Source organism: Mesorhizobium sp. KR9-304 (genome assembly GCF_040049215.1).
In the GTDB taxonomy this organism is placed as follows: Bacteria; Pseudomonadota; Alphaproteobacteria; order Rhizobiales; family Rhizobiaceae; genus Mesorhizobium_K.
In genome coordinates, this window is record NZ_JBDZDN010000001.1 from 1,156,791 (window position 1) to 1,173,598 (window position 16,808).

The 16,808-nt window shown below is 65.7% G+C and carries 15 protein-coding genes; 12 read left to right on the top strand and 3 right to left on the bottom strand.

The window, feature by feature from the left end:
- Positions 1 to 52 precede the first annotated feature (52 nt).
- Entirely contained in the window at positions 53 to 688 is a 636-nt protein-coding gene (locus ABLE71_RS05485) for an HAD family phosphatase (protein ID WP_348782345.1), read from the bottom strand.
- 425 nt (positions 689 to 1,113) lie between these two features.
- Between ABLE71_RS05485 and ABLE71_RS05490 the strand changes: the two genes are divergently transcribed.
- Positions 1,114 to 2,076: a sugar-binding transcriptional regulator gene (locus tag ABLE71_RS05490; RefSeq protein ID WP_348782346.1), complete on the top strand. Its 963-nt coding sequence runs from the start codon at positions 1,114 to 1,116 to the stop codon at positions 2,074 to 2,076.
- A 28-nt stretch (positions 2,077 to 2,104) separates the two neighbouring features.
- On the opposite strand, the gene ABLE71_RS05495 is transcribed toward ABLE71_RS05490, so the two are convergent.
- The gene (locus ABLE71_RS05495) at positions 2,105 to 2,311 is read right to left on the bottom strand and encodes a hypothetical protein (protein ID WP_348782347.1); all 207 of its coding nucleotides are present in this window, start codon (positions 2,309 to 2,311) and stop codon (positions 2,105 to 2,107) included.
- 103 nt (positions 2,312 to 2,414) lie between these two features.
- On the opposite strand from ABLE71_RS05495, the gene ABLE71_RS05500 reads away from it, so the two are divergent.
- Together ABLE71_RS05500 and ABLE71_RS05505 are read left to right on the top strand one after the other, a co-directional pair.
- A complete protein-coding gene (locus tag ABLE71_RS05500; protein WP_348782348.1) occupies positions 2,415 to 3,317 on the top strand; it encodes a LysR substrate-binding domain-containing protein in 903 nt (300 codons plus the stop codon).
- Positions 3,318 to 3,671: 354 nt separating this feature from the next.
- Positions 3,672 to 4,883, top strand: a complete 1,212-nt coding sequence (locus tag ABLE71_RS05505; protein WP_348782349.1) for a glycosyltransferase — start codon at positions 3,672 to 3,674, stop codon at positions 4,881 to 4,883.
- Between the two features lie 13 nt (positions 4,884 to 4,896).
- Here ABLE71_RS05505 and ABLE71_RS05510 read toward each other — a convergent pair whose 3' ends face one another.
- Entirely contained in the window at positions 4,897 to 6,573 is a 1,677-nt protein-coding gene (locus ABLE71_RS05510; protein WP_348782350.1) for an adenylate/guanylate cyclase domain-containing protein, read from the bottom strand.
- A 553-nt stretch (positions 6,574 to 7,126) separates the two neighbouring features.
- On the opposite strand from ABLE71_RS05510, the gene ABLE71_RS05515 reads away from it, so the two are divergent.
- The 9 genes from ABLE71_RS05515 (at position 7,127) to ABLE71_RS05555 (ending at position 16,791) form a co-directional block, all read left to right on the top strand.
- Positions 7,127 to 8,437, top strand: coding sequence for a sugar ABC transporter substrate-binding protein (locus ABLE71_RS05515; RefSeq protein ID WP_348782351.1), 1,311 nt, complete (start codon positions 7,127 to 7,129; stop codon positions 8,435 to 8,437).
- A gap of 274 nt (positions 8,438 to 8,711) precedes the next feature.
- On the top strand, positions 8,712 to 9,584 hold the full coding sequence (locus ABLE71_RS05520) for a sugar ABC transporter permease (RefSeq protein WP_348782352.1): 873 nt from the start codon (positions 8,712 to 8,714) through the stop codon (positions 9,582 to 9,584).
- Positions 9,585 to 9,596: 12 nt separating this feature from the next.
- Complete coding sequence (locus ABLE71_RS05525) at positions 9,597 to 10,421, top strand: carbohydrate ABC transporter permease (RefSeq protein ID WP_348782353.1); 825 nt, start codon at positions 9,597 to 9,599, stop codon at positions 10,419 to 10,421.
- 25 nt (positions 10,422 to 10,446) lie between these two features.
- On the top strand, positions 10,447 to 11,445 hold the full coding sequence (locus ABLE71_RS05530; protein ID WP_348782354.1) for an ABC transporter ATP-binding protein: 999 nt from the start codon (positions 10,447 to 10,449) through the stop codon (positions 11,443 to 11,445).
- Position 11,446: 1 nt separating this feature from the next.
- Positions 11,447 to 12,217, top strand: coding sequence for an L-iditol 2-dehydrogenase (locus tag ABLE71_RS05535; RefSeq protein WP_348782355.1), 771 nt, complete (start codon positions 11,447 to 11,449; stop codon positions 12,215 to 12,217).
- A gap of 200 nt (positions 12,218 to 12,417) precedes the next feature.
- Complete coding sequence (locus tag ABLE71_RS05540; RefSeq protein WP_348782356.1) at positions 12,418 to 13,896, top strand: mannitol dehydrogenase family protein; 1,479 nt, start codon at positions 12,418 to 12,420, stop codon at positions 13,894 to 13,896.
- 80 nt (positions 13,897 to 13,976) lie between these two features.
- The gene (locus tag ABLE71_RS05545) at positions 13,977 to 14,663 is read left to right on the top strand and encodes an HAD family hydrolase (protein ID WP_348782357.1); all 687 of its coding nucleotides are present in this window, start codon (positions 13,977 to 13,979) and stop codon (positions 14,661 to 14,663) included.
- Positions 14,663 to 16,246: an FGGY-family carbohydrate kinase gene (locus tag ABLE71_RS05550; RefSeq protein WP_348782358.1), complete on the top strand. Its 1,584-nt coding sequence runs from the start codon at positions 14,663 to 14,665 to the stop codon at positions 16,244 to 16,246. Before ABLE71_RS05545 ends, ABLE71_RS05550 begins: the two co-directional genes overlap by 1 nt.
- Before the next feature lie 113 nt (positions 16,247 to 16,359).
- Positions 16,360 to 16,791 (top strand): Fur family transcriptional regulator, encoded by a 432-nt coding sequence (locus ABLE71_RS05555; RefSeq protein WP_348782359.1) that lies wholly within the window; start codon positions 16,360 to 16,362, stop codon positions 16,789 to 16,791.
- Positions 16,792 to 16,808 lie beyond the last annotated feature (17 nt).

Sequence of the window (16,808 nt, forward strand, 5' to 3'; positions counted from 1 at the left end):
CCCTCCACCCGCGGCTGTCGACGACGAAGAGCCGGCCTACCGGGATTGAAGCTCAAAGCATTCCCAGCAGGCGCCTGATATCCTCGGCGGTGTTCGCCATCAGCGCGCCTTCCGGCCCCGCCATCGGCCGCTCCGGCCAGAAGATGGTGCGCATGCCGGCGGCGAGCCCTGCCCGCGATCCGGTAAAGCTGTCCTCCATCACCACAGTGTTGGCCGGGTCGATGCCGGTCAGCCAGGCGGCGCGCAGGAAGGGTTCGGGATGCGGCTTGCCTTCGGCGACATCGTTGCGCGACACGGTCTTGAAACCCGGCTCGACAATGCCGACAACCCTCAGGTTGGCGTCGACGATCAGCCGGTCGGAGTTGGATACCACAGCCTGCGCCACGCCCATGCGCTGCAGGTCTCGGAATATCTCCAGCGCCCCCTCGCGCGGCTTCAGCCGATGCACGTGCTCGAGATAGTAGGCGTATTTTCGCCGGATCCAGTCGTCGAAGGGCAGCTTCAGCCCGAACTCGTCGCGCATCATCTCGTAGACCGGCCAGGCCGCGATCCCGAGTACGCGCTCATGCAGGTCGGGCGGCGGCGAGATGCCCACGGCCTTCATCGCCGACACGAGCGCCTCGTCGTGCAGCGGCTCGCTGTCGATCAGCGTACCGTCCATGTCCCAGTAGACTGCCTTCGGCGTCATGGCATGTTCCTTCCGGTCCCCCACCCTATCTGCATATTCTCGCAATAAAATCGATGACCAAAATGCCGATCCCGGCAGCGCCTCCGGATTTCGACGCGAAAGGCGACCTCCGGCGGCGCGAATTGGTGCAAGGATGCTCGGTTTTGTCCCTTCCGGCGGCGTTGTGAACAAATCTGCGGCGCCCGAGGCGTCGCTTTTCGCTCAACCTCATGACATTGCTCGAGGTTTTATGCGTCATCCTGGCCGTGCAGGGAATTTCATCCACGTTTCGGCCATTTTCGTCGAAAATCCAGCGGAACCCACGGGCGTCGGCTGAATCGAACCCTCTCCGGTTGGTCCGAACATTTGCTCGATCGAGTCGACAATTGCGCAAGCGGGCTTTCCCTGCAAAAATGGGCCACTTCCTGGACGGGGGCGCGGTAGCAATGAACATCAGACAGGAAGCAGCGACAAATCCGAGGCTCGACGACGCCGCGCGCGCCGGATGGCTCTATTACGTCGCGGGAAACACGCAGGACCAGATCGCGACGACGCTTGGTGTCTCGCGGCAGACGGCGCAGCGGCTGGTCTCGCTGGCCGTGTCGGAAGGGCTGATCAAGGTCCGCGTCGACCATCCGATCGCCAACTGCCTCGAGCTCGCGGCGAAGCTGCGATCGCGCTTTGCGCTGGATCTCGTCGAAGTCGCGCCGAGCGATCCGACGTCCAGCTCCACCACCATCGGCGTGGCGGAAGCCGCCGCCGCCGAGATCGAGAAGCGCCTCAAGTCGGAGCAGCCGATCGTCATGGCGATCGGCACCGGCCGCACGCTGAAGGCCGCCATCGAGCAGCTTCCGCCCATGATCTGTCCCCAGCACAGGATCGTCTCGCTTACCGGCAACATCGCGCCTGACGGCTCTGCCGCCTTCTACAACGTCATCTTCACCATGGCCGATCGCATCAAGGCGCGCTTCTTCCCGATGCCGCTGCCGGTCATCGCCTCCTCGGCGGAGGAGCGCGCCATGCTGCACAGCCAGCCGATGATCCAGCCGACGCTGGAACTGGCCGCCCGCGCCGACGTCACCTTCGTCGGCATAGGCGATCTCGGCCCGAAGGCGCCGCTCTACGAGGACGGTTTCATCACCGAAGCGGAGCTGAAGGCGCTGCAGAAGGCCGGCGGCGTCGCCGAAATCATGGGCTGGGTGTTCGATCGCGACGGACGCCTCATCGAGGGCGTCACCAACGACCGCGTGGCGTCGGCGCCGCTGCCGTCGCGCGAGCGCTCGCTGGTGATCGCGCTTGCAATGGGCGAAAACAAGCTGCCCGGCATTCTCGCCGCCGTGACGCGGCGGCTTGTCAACGGGCTCATCACCGACGAGCGCACGGCGGCGGCTCTGCTGGCGGCGGGTTGAATGCCGACGCGATTTTCCCTTGGCAGCCTTATGACGCCACGCGCGTCAAGGCGAGCAGGTCGAGGCGGCGCGAGCGGCCGTCGAATTCGGCCGATCCCGCCCCGCAGGCCGGCCCGCCATCGATGAGGCCGATGTCCCGGCGCATGTAGTCGGACATCTCGTCGACGTTCAATCCCCTTCTGCGCAAGGAATTGGCAATGGACCGGAAGACCGTTCCTGCCTTGATGTAACGCATGGCCGTCCTCCTCGAAGAGGTTGCTGTCTTTCTTTCCATATGAGACAAGACAGCCTTGCCGGCCAATTGAACGTGACATAACATACATAAGGGAGAATTATGCATGCGTCTGCCGCCGCTCGCCGCCATCCGCGCTTTCGAGGCTGCCGCCCGGCTCCTCTCGTTCACCCGCGCGGCGCAGGAACTGGCGATGACGCAGGCGGCCGTCAGCTACCAGATCAAGGTGCTGGAAGAGCGCGTCGGCTCACCGCTGTTCATCCGCAGGGCGCGTCAGATCGAGCTCACGGAGACCGGCCGCGCGCTGTCTGCCAGCGCGACGGAGGCCTTGCGCATTCTCGCCGAAGGTTTCGAACGTGCGAAAACCGGGGGACAGGGCACGCTGTCGATCAGCACGGTGCCCACCTTCGCGGCGAACTGGTTTGCATTGCATCTCGGCGCGTTCCAGATCGCGCATCCGTCGATTGCGGTCAGGCTGGAGAGCGTTCAACGGACGATCGACCTGGCACAGGACAATATCGACATAGGCATCAGGACCGGCAGCAAGGGCGAGTGGCCGGGGCTGGTGTCGCACCGGCTGTTTCTGGCCGACTTCACGCCCATGCTCAGCCCCGCGCTCGCCGCCACCATCGGCGGGGTCAGGCAACCGGCCGACCTGCTGAAGCTGCCCATCATGGATGCCGGCGACCCCTGGTGGGCGATGTGGTTCGACCTCGCCGGGGTCGACGCACGGGAGAACCTGGCCGCCAGGACGCGCAGCCAGCTCGGCTCGCAGGCCTTCGAGGGACGCGCCGCCGTAGCCGGCGTCGGCGTCGCGATCCTGACCAGGGCGCTTTTCCTCCCCGAACTTGCGAATGGCAGCCTGATCCAGCCCTTCGACATCGTCGGCAATGACGGCCACGCCTACTGGATGGTCTATCAGGAGGCGCGCCGCAACGTGCCCAGGATCAGGGCGTTCCGCGACTGGATGCTGGCCGAGATCGGGGCGACGGGGGGTCGAGCAGTTTAGGCCGAGGCATCGAACCCGTCCATTCACCCAGCCAAGCCGTTTGGGGATCGAGGCCGCTTCTTCCACGCCGAGGTTCTTGGGCTTCAAGGCCAAGTCAGCCTCATCCATGGCGATGTACCCGGCGAATGTGCCCAGGATGAACGTCGGGCGACAGGGCAGGATGCGCAAGACCCGCCAAATCGCTGGCTTTTGCGCGGCGATCAGGCTCATTGGATTCATAGCCCGGAGGCCTCGGCTCTTCTCAATGTCTCCTCTAAGACCGTACGCTACCTGCGGGAATCGAATCCCATCGGGCTACAGATCGTGACGGGGGCTCCGATACCTTTCGCGGCACATTGGGGGACAGCACGTGCGATGCTGATGCAGGATCTGGGTTATCGCGCTCCGCACCCTTCGGAGGAGACGGAGGTTTGTGCCAGGTTCGGGGAAAAGGCGTTGCCCGCCGAGATGCCGGAAGCCATCGGACTGATACCGGCGGCCGTCCTGCACGCCGATCCGCTGATCTCCTATTCGGGCTGTCGCCAGGACGCTCCTCTTGGCCTTGCCAGCGTCGCCGGGCGGCCCTTGAGGGACCGCGCGGCATGGTTCCTGATTTCGCCGACATGGACAATCGAAGGGGAGGACCGCGCCCGTGAGCTTCGTCAACTTGCGATGCTGCACCGCGCCCGGAACCCCGGCCACCGCTTGATATTCGCGTGCAACACGCAAGAAGAGTCCGACGGCCTGCGGGCATTCGGCGAAGCAGCCTTTCTCCACAGCCACAACGCGCATGTGCCGGAATGGATTTTCAAGCCGCTCGACGGCGTCGCGGTCGAGTTCGACGCCGTCTACAACGCGCAGCTCGTGCCCTGGAAACGGCACGAGCTCAGCCTCGGGATCGAGAGTTGCGCATTCCTGTTTCATCGCGGTGCAACGCTGCCAACTGCCGCCGCGACGGAGGCTGCGATCATCGCCCGGCATACCGCCGCGGTTCCGGGGCACGTCTTCATCAACCGGTTCGACGCGCACGGCAAACCGGCCCGGCTCTCTCCGTCCGAGGTCAACACACAGCTCAATCGGGCGCGTGTCGGGCTTTGCCTGTCCGAGAAAGAGGGGGCGATGTTCGCCAGCATGGAATATCTGCTGGCCGGCTTGCCGGTGGTCAGCACGCCGAGCATTGGAGGGCGGGACGTCTACTTCGACGAGGAATATTGCCTGGTCGTGCCGCCCGATCCGCGCTCCATTGCCGAGGCGGTGCAGGCGTTGAAGGTTCGCGGGATTCCGCGCACCCATATCCGCGAAAGGACGCTCAAGCGGCTGGAGAACGACCGCGCCCGCTTCATCGGACTGCTCAACGCCATACTGGAAGAGAGCGGTTCCGACAGCAGGTTTTCCATGCCGTGGCCGTTCGCAAAGCCGGTCACGATGGAATGGCTGGCTGTCGATGAAGCCGTGCACCGCGCCGCGCACGGGATCGTCGACGGCTTCGAGAAGAAGAACAAAAGAAGGGGCTTCCTGTTGTGGCGCAAATGGTGGCCGAGGCTGCGAGCAAGGTACGGCAGGGCTCGCGTCGTTCCAAAGGCATAGGTCAACCCTGACCTCAGGCCGCCGACTGGGCGGCCCGCGTTTGCGCGAAGCCGGCCGCCAGTTCCGCACCCTGCGGCACTACGCGCACGTTGAGCGGTCTGGCGCTGCCGCGGATCGCGATCTCGCGTACCTCGTAGTCTCCGAGATCGAGGCCCGACAACGCCACCACGGTATCGGACACCACGATAGCGGCATTGAATTCCTTGGCTGCGGCCTCGAGCCGGCTGGCGACGTTGACCGTGTCGCCGATCGCCGTCACATGCATGGTGCCGCCATAACCCATGGCGCCGACGATGGCCGGCCCGGCATGGATGCCGATCGCCACCTTGAGCGGCGATGGAAGTTCGGCCGTCAGTTCCTGGCTCAATCGGTCCAGTTCGGCGAGGATGAACGCCGATGCGGCAAGCGCCTGGCGGCAGGCCTCAGCCGTCGAACTGTCCAGTCCGAACAGAGCCATAGCGCCGTCGCCGATGAACTTGTCGAGGCGGCCGCCCGACTGTTCGACGGCCTTGCCGACGATGGCGAAATAGCGGTTGAGCAGGAAGACGACGTCGTAGGGAAGGCGATGGTCGGCGAGCGCGGTGAAGCCCCTGATGTCGCAGAACAGCACGGCGATTTCCTGCTCGCGGCCGGGCCGCGCCCGACCCGCGTCAACGGGGAGCGCGCGCTCGCGGTCGGCGGCCAGAAGCGGCAGCACGGTGACTGGGGCGGTCGGCCGAAGCTGGCAGGCCAGCCTGACGCTTGGATCGGCATGGATGCGCGACAGCGTGGCACGTTCCAGCGGATTGGGCGGCGGCAGCGCGTCGACGCCCGCCGTCACGCGGATGCGGCAGGTCGAGCAGCGGCCCTTGCCGCCGCAAACCGCGTAATGCGGGATGCCGCCGATGCGGCTGGCCTCGAGCACGCTCGATCCTTTCGGGACGCGCACCACCTGGCCGCTCTCGTAGCGCACCTCGATCTGGCTGCGGCGCGCGAGCGCCTGGCGCAGGCCACGCAGGGCAAGCGTTGCCGCGACGGCTCCGAGCGCCGTCGCATAGGCAAGCGTCAGGAACATGTCCTTGGCGGCAAGCGCGGCCCAAACCCGCTCCTGCGCCGCCTCGTCCGGGGCCGCCGGCAGCGGCAGTTCCTGCACGGCCTTGCCGGCGTCGGCAAATCCGAGGAGCCCCAGCACCGGAACCAGGACGGCGCCGATCAGCAGCCACGGCGCCGCGGCCGGGTACGAATCGCGGTAGCGGAGCCAGAAATGCAGCCCCAGGCAGCCATGCGCCCAGATGACGAGGAGGGCGACGACCTGCTTGAAGCCGACCGAGGGCTGGTCGATCCACAGCGCGCGGACGACGAATTCGTAGTCGATCTCGAAGCCGGTCATGGCGCCGTAGACCCGGGTGCCGATGACGTGCTCGGCGATCAAGAGCGGAATGAAGAGGCCGAGCAGGATCTGGGCGGCCTCCTTGGCGGGCATCTTCAGCGTGCGCCTGCGGTAGAGCGCGCGCAGCACCAGCGCGACGTGCACGGCCGCCGCGCCATAGAGGAGCACGGTGCCGGGAAGGCTGCGCCAGGGCCAGGTCAGCCATTTGAGGCCGGCGTCCGCCGTCTCGATGGACACAAGGTTGAGCGCCAGATTGGCGACGTGCATGACCACGAAGGTCATCATGACGAGGCCCGAGACGAGGCGCGCGGTCCTGAACATGCGTTCGGAAGACTGCCGGCCGCCTGGATCCCGGGCCGGACCCGAGCCAGCACCCCTGGCGGCGCCTGCGTCCGGTCGAGAAGCTGACGTCATGCGGGAAGCGGCGCCGGATTTTCCATCGCCGCAATCTGGCAGGGTCAGGGCGGCGCTTCAATGGCCCGCGCGGCAACTCACCGTCTACCGGAGCGCACCAACGCATTGTGGATCGTCGGCGGCATCGGTGAATGGATTTCCGGCAACGCTCCGGCAGCGCCGGAAACTTCGCCGCGGGAACAACGGCTTGCCTGCAGAGCGCGGATTGGAGCATCCGGAATTTGTTCACACCGCCGCCGAGCAGCCGGAAAGCCGGAGGTTTGGGCGCGAAACCGGACGTTCGGGGCCGCTTGCGACGCTTTTCGCAAGCTACACGCCGTCGAGCACGCCGTCCCGGCCGCGCGCGGCCTTCATCTGCTGCAGTGCAACATTGAATCCAGCTTGACACCTTCGTCGCATAATCGAATAATTGCCCACAGCCAAGGCAAATGCTCACTTGGTTTCCATGGGAGGAATCTGAATGAAACTGAAAACGCTCGTTCTGAGCCTGTGCTCCGCCAGCGCTCTCGCGTTCGCCGCGCACGCCGAATCGATCACCATCGCCACCGTCAACAACGGCGACATGATCCGCATGCAGAAGCTGACGGACGACTTCACCGCGAAGAACCCGGACATCCAGCTCAACTGGGTGACGCTCGAGGAGAACGTGCTGCGCGAGCGCGTCACCACCGACATCGCAACCAAGGGCGGCCAATACGACGTGATGACGATCGGCACCTACGAGGTGCCGATCTGGGCGAAGCAGCAGTGGCTGCTGCCGCTGGACGGCCTCGGCGCGGACTACGACGCCGCCGACATCATACCGGCGATCGCCGGCGGCCTCAGCGTCGACGGCAAGCTCTACGCCGCGCCGTTCTACGGCGAGTCGTCCTTCATCATGTACCGCAAGGACCTGATGGAGAAGGCGGGGCTGACCATGCCCGACGCGCCGACCTGGGAGTTCGTCGCCGACGCGGCGCGCAAGATGACCGACCGCGCCAACGACATCAACGGCATCTGCCTGCGCGGCAAGGCCGGCTGGGGCGAGAACATGGCCTTCCTGACGGCCACCGCCAACTCGTTCGGCGCGCGCTGGTTCGACGAGAACTGGAAGCCGCAGTTCGACCAGCCGGAGTGGAAGGCGACGCTGCAGTTCTACGTCGACCTGATGAAGGACGCAGGCCCGGCGGGCGCTTCGTCGAACGGCTTCAACGAAAACCTGGCGCTGTTCCAGCAGGGCAAGTGCGGCATGTGGATCGACGCCACGGTGGCGGCGTCCTTCGTGTCCAACCCCAAGGATAGCACCGTCGCCGACAAGGTCGGCTACGCGCTGGCGCCCGACACCGGCCTCGGCAAGCGCGGCAACTGGCTGTGGGCGTGGTCGCTGGCGGTTCCGGCCGGCACGCAGAAGGCGGAAGCCGCGCAGAAATTCGTGTCGTGGGCGACCAGCAAGGCCTATCTCGACCTCGTCGCGTCGAAGGAAGGCTGGGCCAACGTTCCTCCGGGCACGCGCACCTCGCTCTACAACAACCCCGAATACCAGAAGGCAGCGCCCTTCGCCAAGATGACGCTCGACTCGATCAACTCGGCCGACCCGACCAAGCCGACCGTCAAGCCGGTGCCTTATGTCGGCGTGCAGTTCGTCGCCATCCCCGAGTTCCAGGGGCTGGGCACCACAGTCGGACAGCTCTTCTCGGCAGCGCTCGCCGGCCAGTCCACCGTGGACGACGCGCTGAAGCAGGCGCAGGACGCCGCCACCGCGACGATGACCGAAGGCGGCTACATCCAGTAAGGCATCCTCCCGGTGCCTTGGCCGTCCGGATCCCTGCCGGGCGGCCACCTTTCAACATCAGCAAAGGCGTAGAAACTCCCCCTCTCCGCCTCGCTTCGCCCGGCACCTCTCCCCCGTCCCGGGGGAGCGGATAGAGCCACGCTGGACGCTGTGTCCGCCCCCGGGTCTTGCCCCTGGCAAGCCCGAGGACTGGCTCCGCGGGACGCAGAGGGGGGAAACTATCCACCGCACAAGGTGGAGCAGACGGACAGGAACGTCGTCCTGGGAGGGAATGATGGCTACTCAACAGACCCGTTCGCTGGCGCGCATGATGATGGCGCCGTCGGTGATCCTGCTGCTCGTCTGGATGGTCGTGCCGCTGGCCTTCACCCTGTGGTTTTCGTTCCAGCAGTACAATCCGCTCAATCCGATCCGCGACGGCTTCGTCGGCTTCGGGAACTATGCGCTGTTCTGGTCGAACCCGGCCTTCATCCAGTCGATCGTCAACACGCTCGTGCTCGTGGGCAGCGTGCTGGCGATCACCGTCATCCTCGGCATCCTGCTCGCGCTGCTGCTCGACCAGCCGATATGGGGCCAGGGCATCGTGCGCATCCTGATCATCTCGCCGTTCTTCGTCATGCCGCCGGTGGCGGCGCTGGTTTGGAAGAACATGATCATGCATCCGGGCTACGGCGTGTTCGCCGACATAGCCCGCTTCTTCGGCGTGCAGCCGATCGACTGGTTTGCGCACTACCCGCTGTTTTCGATCATCGTCATCGTCGCCTGGCAATGGCTGCCCTTCGCGACGCTGATCCTGCTGACCTCGCTGCAATCGCTGGACGGCGAACAGAAGGAAGCCGCCGAGATGGACGGCGCCGGCTTCGTGAGCCGCTTCATCTATTTGACGCTGCCGCACATGGCGCGCGCCATAACCGTGGTCATCCTGATCCAGACGATCTTCCTGCTGTCGGTCTATGCCGAGATCCTGGTCACCACAAATGGCGGCCCCGGCTTCGCATCGACCAACCTGCCGTTCCTCGTCTACCAGAAGGCCCTGCTCGAATTCAAAATCGGCCAGGCCTCCGCCGGTGGCGTGATCGCCGTCATCCTCGCCAACATCGTCGCGTTCTTCGTGATGCGCGCTGTCGGCAAGAACCTCGAAAAATAGGGAGGAAACGCCATGGCCCGCGCAGTCACCACGCAGCACAAGACGATAGCCACGGTCGCCGCCTGGATCGTCGCCTTCATCATCTTCTTTCCGATCCTCTACACGATCATCACCTCGTTCAAATCGGAGACGGAGGCGATCGCCGGCTTCAACCTGATCCCGTCCGGCACGCTCGAAAGCTACGCCGAGGTCCAGGCACAGAGCGGCTATTTCAAGTTCTTCCTGAACTCGGTGATCCTGGCGGTCGGCTCGACCATACTGGCGCTCCTGGTGGCGATCCCGGCGGCCTGGTCGATGGCGTTCTCGCCGACCAGGAAGACCAAGGACATCCTGATGTGGATGCTCTCCACCAAGATGATGCCGGCGGTCGCCGTGCTGTTCCCGATCTACCTGATCTTCCGCGACACCGGCCTGCTCGACAGCCGCATCGGCCTCACCGTCATGCTGATGCTGATCAACCTGCCGATCGTGGTGTGGATGCTCTACACCTATTTCCGCGAGATCCCCGGCGAGATCCTGGAAGCCGCGCGCATGGACGGCGCGTCGCTGTGGGGCGAGATCTGGTACGTGCTGACGCCGATGGCGGTGCCGGGCATCGCCTCGACGATGCTGTTGAACATCATCCTCGCCTGGAACGAGGCGTTCTGGACGATCCGCCTGACGACGACGGAAGCCGCGCCGCTGACCGCCTTCATCAGCTCGTTCTCGAGTCCTCAAGGGTTGTTCTGGGCGAAGCTGTCGGCAGCCTCCACGCTCGCCATCGCGCCGATCCTGATCATGGGCTGGTTCAGCCAGAAGCAGTTGGTGCGAGGGCTGACCTTCGGCGCCGTCAAGTAAGCAAGAAGAAGACCGGGAGGGACCAATGGGCCAGATAACGCTGAAGAACGTGTCGAAATCCTTCGGGGCGACGATCATCATCCCCGACATCGACCTCGAGATCGAGGACGGCGAGTTCGTCGTGTTCGTCGGTCCGTCGGGCTGCGGCAAGTCCACGCTGCTGAGGCTGATCGCGGGCCTCGAGGACACCAGCGGCGGCACGATCTCGATCGACGGCCGCGACGTGACCGGCGAGGCGCCGGCCAAGCGCAAGCTCGCCATGGTGTTCCAGTCCTACGCGCTCTACCCGCACATGACGGTGGCCAAAAACATCGCCTTTCCGCTGAAGATGGCCGGCGAGAGCAAGGAGACGATCGAGAAGAAGGTCGGCGACGCGGCGCGCGTGCTCAACCTGACGAACTATCTCGAGCGGCGGCCGGGGCAGCTTTCCGGCGGCCAACGCCAGCGTGTCGCCATCGGCCGCGCCATCGTGCGCAACCCCAGCGCCTTCCTGTTCGACGAGCCGCTGTCGAACCTCGACGCGGCGTTGCGCGGAACGATGCGGCTGGAGATTTCGGAACTGCACAACCAGTTGAAGACGACGATGATCTACGTCACGCACGACCAGGTCGAGGCGATGACCATGGCCGACAAGATCGTCGTGCTCAACGCCGGCAATGTCGAGCAGGTAGGTTCGCCGATGGAGCTCTACAAAGCGCCGAAGAACCTCTTCGTCGCCGGCTTCATCGGCTCGCCGAAGATGAACCTGATCGAGGGTGCGCCTGCGGCCAAGGTCGGCGCCAAGACGATCGGAATCCGGCCCGAGCATCTCACCGTGTCGACGACGGCGGGCGGATGGAAGGCGACGGTGGGTGTCGCCGAACATCTGGGATCCGACACCTTCCTGCACGTCCATTCCGACGATGTCGGACCGCTGACCGTTCGAGCCGGCGGCGATATCGGCGCACATCACGGCGACACGATCTGGCTGACGCCCGACGCCGCCAAGATCCACCGCTTCGGTCCGGACGGCAAGGCGCTCTGACATGCGGCTGGCCGGCAAATCGGCGTTGATCACCGGAGCCGCGCGCGGCATCGGGCGGGCCTTCGCCGAAGCCTATGTACTGGAGGGCGCCACCGTCGCCATCGGCGACATCAACATCGATGCTGCCGAGAAGGCAGCCGGCGAGATCGGGCAGCAGGCCTATGCCGTGAAGCTCGACGTTACCGATCAGGCGAGCATCGATTCGGCGGTGAAGGCGGTCGAGGCGAAGGCCGGCGGGCTCGACATCCTGATCAACAATGCGGCGCTGTTCGACGCGGCGCCCATCGTGGAGATCACCAGGGCGAGCTACGGAAAACTCTTCGCCGTCAACGTCGCAGGCTGTTTGTTCACGCTGCAGGCCGCGGCCAGGTCGATGATCGCCCGGGGCAAGGGGGGCAAGATCATCAACATGGCAAGCCAGGCCGGGCGTCGGGGCGAGGCCTTGGTGGCCGTCTACTGCGCCACCAAGGCCGCCGTCATCTCGCTGACCCAGTCGGCGGGGCTCGACCTGATCAAGCACGGCATCAACGTCAACGCGATCGCGCCCGGCGTGGTCGACGGCGAGCACTGGGACGGCGTCGATGCGCTGTTCGCGAGATATGAGGGCCTGAAGCCCGGCGAGAAGAAGCGCCAGGTCGGTGCAGCCGTGCCGTTCGGGCGGATGGGCACGGCGGCGGACCTGACCGGCATGGCGGTGTTCCTGGCGAGCGCGGAGGCCGACTACATCGTGGCGCAGACCTACAATGTCGACGGCGGCAACTGGATGAGTTGAGCCATGCCGATAGCGCAACAACGGACCGACGCAGAAGTGGCGGAAGCACCCCCCTTCGGGACACCTCTCCCCCCGCCCGGGAGAGAGGAAGCGGACCAGGCCGGCCACCGGATTTCCCCTTCCCCGTCGATCGGGGGAGAGGTGGTTGGCGCAGCCAACCGGAGTAGCGGTCGAAACAGGCCCAATGAAAGCATCGACCAATGACCGTAAAACTCTCCCTCGCCAATCTGGACAAACTGCCTGACAGCGTGGCTGCGCCGCAATATCCGCGCGACAACCTCACCGCCGGCATACTGCATTTCGGCGTCGGCAATTTTCACCGCTCGCACCAGGCGGTCTATCTCGACCGGCTGTTCAATGCCGGCGAAGGTCATGACTGGGCGATCGTCGGGGCCGGCGTGTTCGAGGGCGAGAAGGCCGGCCGCGAGAAGCTGAAACAGCAGGACTGGCTGACCACCGTGGTGGAACAGGATGCCGGCCACAGGCAGGCGCGGGTGACCGGCGTGATGATCGATTTCATCACGCCCGGCGAGACCGAAAATATTGTCGAGAGATTGGCCGACCCGGCCATCCGCATCGTGTCGCTGACCATCACCGAGGGCGGCTATTTCATCGATCCGGCGTCGGGCAAATTCAACCCCAAACACCCCGATATCGTCGCCGACGCGAAGAACATCGCCCATCCCAAAACCGTGTTCGGGCTGATCCTCGCCGGGCTGATCAGGCGGCGCGAGGAGAGCCTCACGCCGTTCACCGTGATGTCCTGCGACAACATTCCCCACAACGGCCACGTGACATCCGACGCGGTGGTGGGACTGGCGGAACTGGTCGAGAAGGAGCTGGCCGCATGGGTGCGCGAGCATGTCGCCTTCCCGAACGGGATGGTCGACCGCATCACGCCGGCCACGACCGACCGCGAGCGCGCCATGCTGGCCGAGCATTTCGGCGTCGAGGACAACTGGCCGGTGTTCTGCGAACCCTTCATGCAGTGGGTGCTGGAGGACATATTCACCGACGGGCGGCCGGCGCTGGAAAAGGCCGGCGTGCAGTTCGTCGACGACGTGTCGCCCTTCGAGCTGATGAAGATCCGCATCCTCAACGGCGGCCATGCGGCGATCGCCTATCCGTCGGGCCTGCTCGACATCCATTTCGTGCATGAGGGCATGCAGGAGAAGCTGGTCAGCGATTTCCTCGACAAGGTCGAACAGGAGGAGATCATCCCGACGGTGCCGCCGGTGCCCGGCACGTCGCTGCAGGAATATTATGCGCTGGTGGCGCGGCGCTTCTCCAACCCGACGATCGGCGACACGATCCGCCGGCTCTGCCTCGACGGCTCCAACCGGCAGCCGAAATTCATCATTCCCACCATCGCCGACCGGCTTAAGGCGGGCAAGGGCATCGAAGGGCTGGCGCTCGAATCGGCGCTGTGGTGCCGCTACTGCTTCGGCACCACCGATTCGGGCGCGGTAACCGAGCCGAACGACCCGAACTGGGAGCGCATGACGGCAATTGCGAAGGCGGCGAAGGCCGACCCGTCGGCGTGGCTCGCCATGGGCGACATTTATGGAGCGGTGGGCAAGAGCGCCGTTTTCGGCGAGGCCTTTGCGCGGCACCTCAAGGCGCTGTGGCAGGACGGCACGCGCGCGACGGTTGGGCGCTATCTGGAGGCAAAGGCATAAGGGTAGCACCCCCCTCTCCGCCTCGGCCCTCCGGGCCTCGCCACCTCTCCCCCTGCCCGGGGAGTGGATAGCCAATCGCCATGGCTGAGCTTGTCATCTTCGATTGCGACGGCGTTCTGGTCGACTCGGAGACCATCTCGGTCTCGGTGCTTTGCGACTTCGTGCGCAAGGCGGGCGCCGATATCGGCGAGGAAGAGGCGTATCGGCTTTTCCTGGGACGCAGCATGGCGGCGGTCGAAGAGGCGCTGCGCGGCGAGTTCGGGCTGAGTCTCAACGAAGCGCAGCTCGGCCGCATACGGGCGGAAACCTTTCGGCGCTTCCGCGACGAGCTGAAGCCGATGCCGGGCGCGGTCGAGACGCTGTCGCGGCTGAACGTGCGGCGCTGCGTGGCGTCGTCGAGCAGCCTGGAGAGAATCCGGCTCTCGCTTGACCTCACCGGCCTGCTGGAAATGCTGGAGCCGCATATATACAGTGCCTCGATGGTAGCGAGAGGCAAGCCGGCGCCCGACCTGTTTCTCCATGCGGCGAAGGCAATGGGCGTCCGGCCGGAGGATTGCGTCGTCGTGGAGGACAGTCCGGCAGGGATCGAAGCGGCGCGGCGCGCGGGCATGCGCGTCTTTGCCTTCACAGGCGGGTCGCATGCCGGCCAAGCGGCGCTTGCGGCGACGCTCGCGGCGCTGCGGCCGGACCTGGTCTTTTCCGATCTGCGGCGACTGCCCGGGCTGCTCGCCGCAACGCCTTCCCATTTGGGCGGGCGAACCGGCTGATGGAGCGATATGTCTGCGCCGTCGATGTCGGGACGGGGAGCGCGCGGGCGGGCATAATCGACCGCGCCGGCACCATGCTTGGCCGCGCCGAACACCCGATCCTGATGCACCGGTCGAGGGCCGATCACGCCGAGCACGATTCGCAGGATATCTGGGCGGCTGTCTGCCATGCGGTGCACGGCGCGCTGGCGAAGGCCGGCGTCGCGCCGGAAACGATTGCCGGCATCGGCTTCGACGCGACCTGCTCGATCGTGGTGAGGGGCGTGGACGGCGGTCAGGTCAGCGTCTCGGCGACGGGCGAGAAGCGCTGGGACACGATCGTCTGGCTCGACCACCGCGCACTTGCCGAGGCCGACGAATGCACCGCGAGCGGGCACCGCGTGCTCGACTATCTCGGCGGCGTGATGTCGCCTGAGATGGCGACTCCGAAGCTGATGTGGCTGAAACGGCATCTGCCCGAAAGCTGGAACAAAGCCGGCTTCATATTCGACCTGACGGACTATCTGACCTGCCGCGCGTCGGGCTCGCCGGCGCGCTCCCAAAACACGCTGACCGCCAAATGGACCTATCTCGCCCATGAGACGCCCGGCTGGCAGCGCGACTTCTTCGCCAGGGTCGGGCTCAAGGATATTTTCGAGCGGGCGTCGCTGCCCGAGCTTGCCGAGCCCGTCGGCTCCGACCTCGGCCCGCTTACCCCGCAAGCGGCGGCGGAGCTCGGGCTGACCGAAGGCTGCCGCGTGGCGAGCGGCGTCATCGACGCCTATGCCGGCGCGCTCGGGGTGCTCGGCGGTTTCGCCGGCGAGCCGGCCGACCTCAACCGGCACCTGGCGCTGATCGCCGGCACGTCCTCCTGCGTGATGGCGATGGCGCCGGAGGAACGGCCGTTCGCCGGCGGCTGGGGACCGTATTTCGGCGCGGCTCTGCCGGGCTTTTGGATCGCCGAGGGCGGGCAGTCGGCGACCGGCGCGCTGCTCGACCACGTCATCCGCCTGCACGGCGCGGGCGGCGAACCGACCGCCGAGCGCCATCGCGCGATTGGCGAGCGCATCATGGCGCTGCGCGCCGAGGAAGGGCTGGAGCTTGCCGGACGGCTGCATGTGCTGCCCGACTTCCACGGCAACCGCTCGCCGCTCGCCGACCCGCATGCGACGGGCGTGATCAGCGGGCTGACGCTCGACGCCTCCTTCGACAGCCTGTGCCGGCTCTACTGGCGCACGGCGGTCTCCATCGCGCTCGGGGTCAGGCACATCCTCGAGACGCTGAACGCCGGCGGCTTCGTCATCGACACGCTGCACGTCACCGGCGGCCATACCAAGAACCCGCTTCTGATGGAGCTATACGCCGACGCGGTGGGCTGCACGGTGGTCGAGCCGCTCGCCGACGAGGCGGTGCTGACCGGAACGGCCGCGGTCGCGGCGACGGCCGCGGGGCTCTATCCCAACCTCGCAAGCGCATGCGCCGCGATGCGCCAGCCGGTGCGCGAGCGGCGGCCTGACACGGCGGCCAAGGCGCGTTTCGACCGCGACTACCGCATCTTCCTCGAAATGCACCGCCAGCGGCAGGTGCTGGACGAGATGGAGTAGCGACCCGCACAGACTTGCCAAGCTCGTCCTGACGCCGGACGGGGTGAGCCAGGAGCCGGGGCAATCCAGCATTATCTTTTGCAACTGGATGTCATCTGGCTCATAATGGCCGGATGAAGAGACGGACGAAGAAACGGCTGGATTACGAGAAGGAACTGCGCCGGCAGGGTGTCAGGATCACGCGCCAGCGCAGCATCATCCTCGGCATCGTATCCGAGACGGAAGACCACCCCGATGCGCTCGAGATCTTTCGCCGCGCCGTGGCCGTCGACGATTCGATTTCGCTCTCCACCGTCTACCGCACGATGAAGCTGCTCGGCGACATGGGTGCGATCCACCGCCATGCCTTCGAGGGCGGGCCGTCGCGCTTCGAGCATGCCACGGGCGATCACCACGATCATCTCATCGACATCGAGACCGGCGACGTGATCGAGTTCAAATCGGACCGCATCGAGCAGTTGCAGAACGAGATCGCCAAATCGCTCGGCTACGACATCGTGCATCATCGGCTCGAGCTCTACGGCCGCAAGCTCAGGGCGGGCTAATCGATTCAATCGGCGGC

What these genes read in the sequence shown, in the direction of transcription:
- ABLE71_RS05485 (WP_348782345.1), bottom strand. Translation starts at nt 688, where the DNA reads ATGACGCCGAAGGCAGTCTACTGGGACATGGACGGTACGCTGATCGAC.
- ABLE71_RS05490 (WP_348782346.1), top strand. Translation starts at nt 1,114, where the DNA reads ATGAACATCAGACAGGAAGCAGCGACAAATCCGAGGCTCGACGACGCC.
- ABLE71_RS05495 (WP_348782347.1), bottom strand. Translation starts at nt 2,311, where the DNA reads ATGCGTTACATCAAGGCAGGAACGGTCTTCCGGTCCATTGCCAATTCC.
- ABLE71_RS05500 (WP_348782348.1), top strand. Translation starts at nt 2,415, where the DNA reads ATGCGTCTGCCGCCGCTCGCCGCCATCCGCGCTTTCGAGGCTGCCGCC.
- ABLE71_RS05505 (WP_348782349.1), top strand. Translation starts at nt 3,672, where the DNA reads ATGCTGATGCAGGATCTGGGTTATCGCGCTCCGCACCCTTCGGAGGAG.
- ABLE71_RS05510 (WP_348782350.1), bottom strand. Translation starts at nt 6,573, where the DNA reads ATGTTCAGGACCGCGCGCCTCGTCTCGGGCCTCGTCATGATGACCTTC.
- ABLE71_RS05515 (WP_348782351.1), top strand. Translation starts at nt 7,127, where the DNA reads ATGAAACTGAAAACGCTCGTTCTGAGCCTGTGCTCCGCCAGCGCTCTC.
- ABLE71_RS05520 (WP_348782352.1), top strand. Translation starts at nt 8,712, where the DNA reads ATGGCTACTCAACAGACCCGTTCGCTGGCGCGCATGATGATGGCGCCG.
- ABLE71_RS05525 (WP_348782353.1), top strand. Translation starts at nt 9,597, where the DNA reads ATGGCCCGCGCAGTCACCACGCAGCACAAGACGATAGCCACGGTCGCC.
- ABLE71_RS05530 (WP_348782354.1), top strand. Translation starts at nt 10,447, where the DNA reads ATGGGCCAGATAACGCTGAAGAACGTGTCGAAATCCTTCGGGGCGACG.
- ABLE71_RS05535 (WP_348782355.1), top strand. Translation starts at nt 11,447, where the DNA reads ATGCGGCTGGCCGGCAAATCGGCGTTGATCACCGGAGCCGCGCGCGGC.
- ABLE71_RS05540 (WP_348782356.1), top strand. Translation starts at nt 12,418, where the DNA reads ATGACCGTAAAACTCTCCCTCGCCAATCTGGACAAACTGCCTGACAGC.
- ABLE71_RS05545 (WP_348782357.1), top strand. Translation starts at nt 13,977, where the DNA reads ATGGCTGAGCTTGTCATCTTCGATTGCGACGGCGTTCTGGTCGACTCG.
- ABLE71_RS05550 (WP_348782358.1), top strand. Translation starts at nt 14,663, where the DNA reads ATGGAGCGATATGTCTGCGCCGTCGATGTCGGGACGGGGAGCGCGCGG.
- ABLE71_RS05555 (WP_348782359.1), top strand. Translation starts at nt 16,360, where the DNA reads ATGAAGAGACGGACGAAGAAACGGCTGGATTACGAGAAGGAACTGCGC.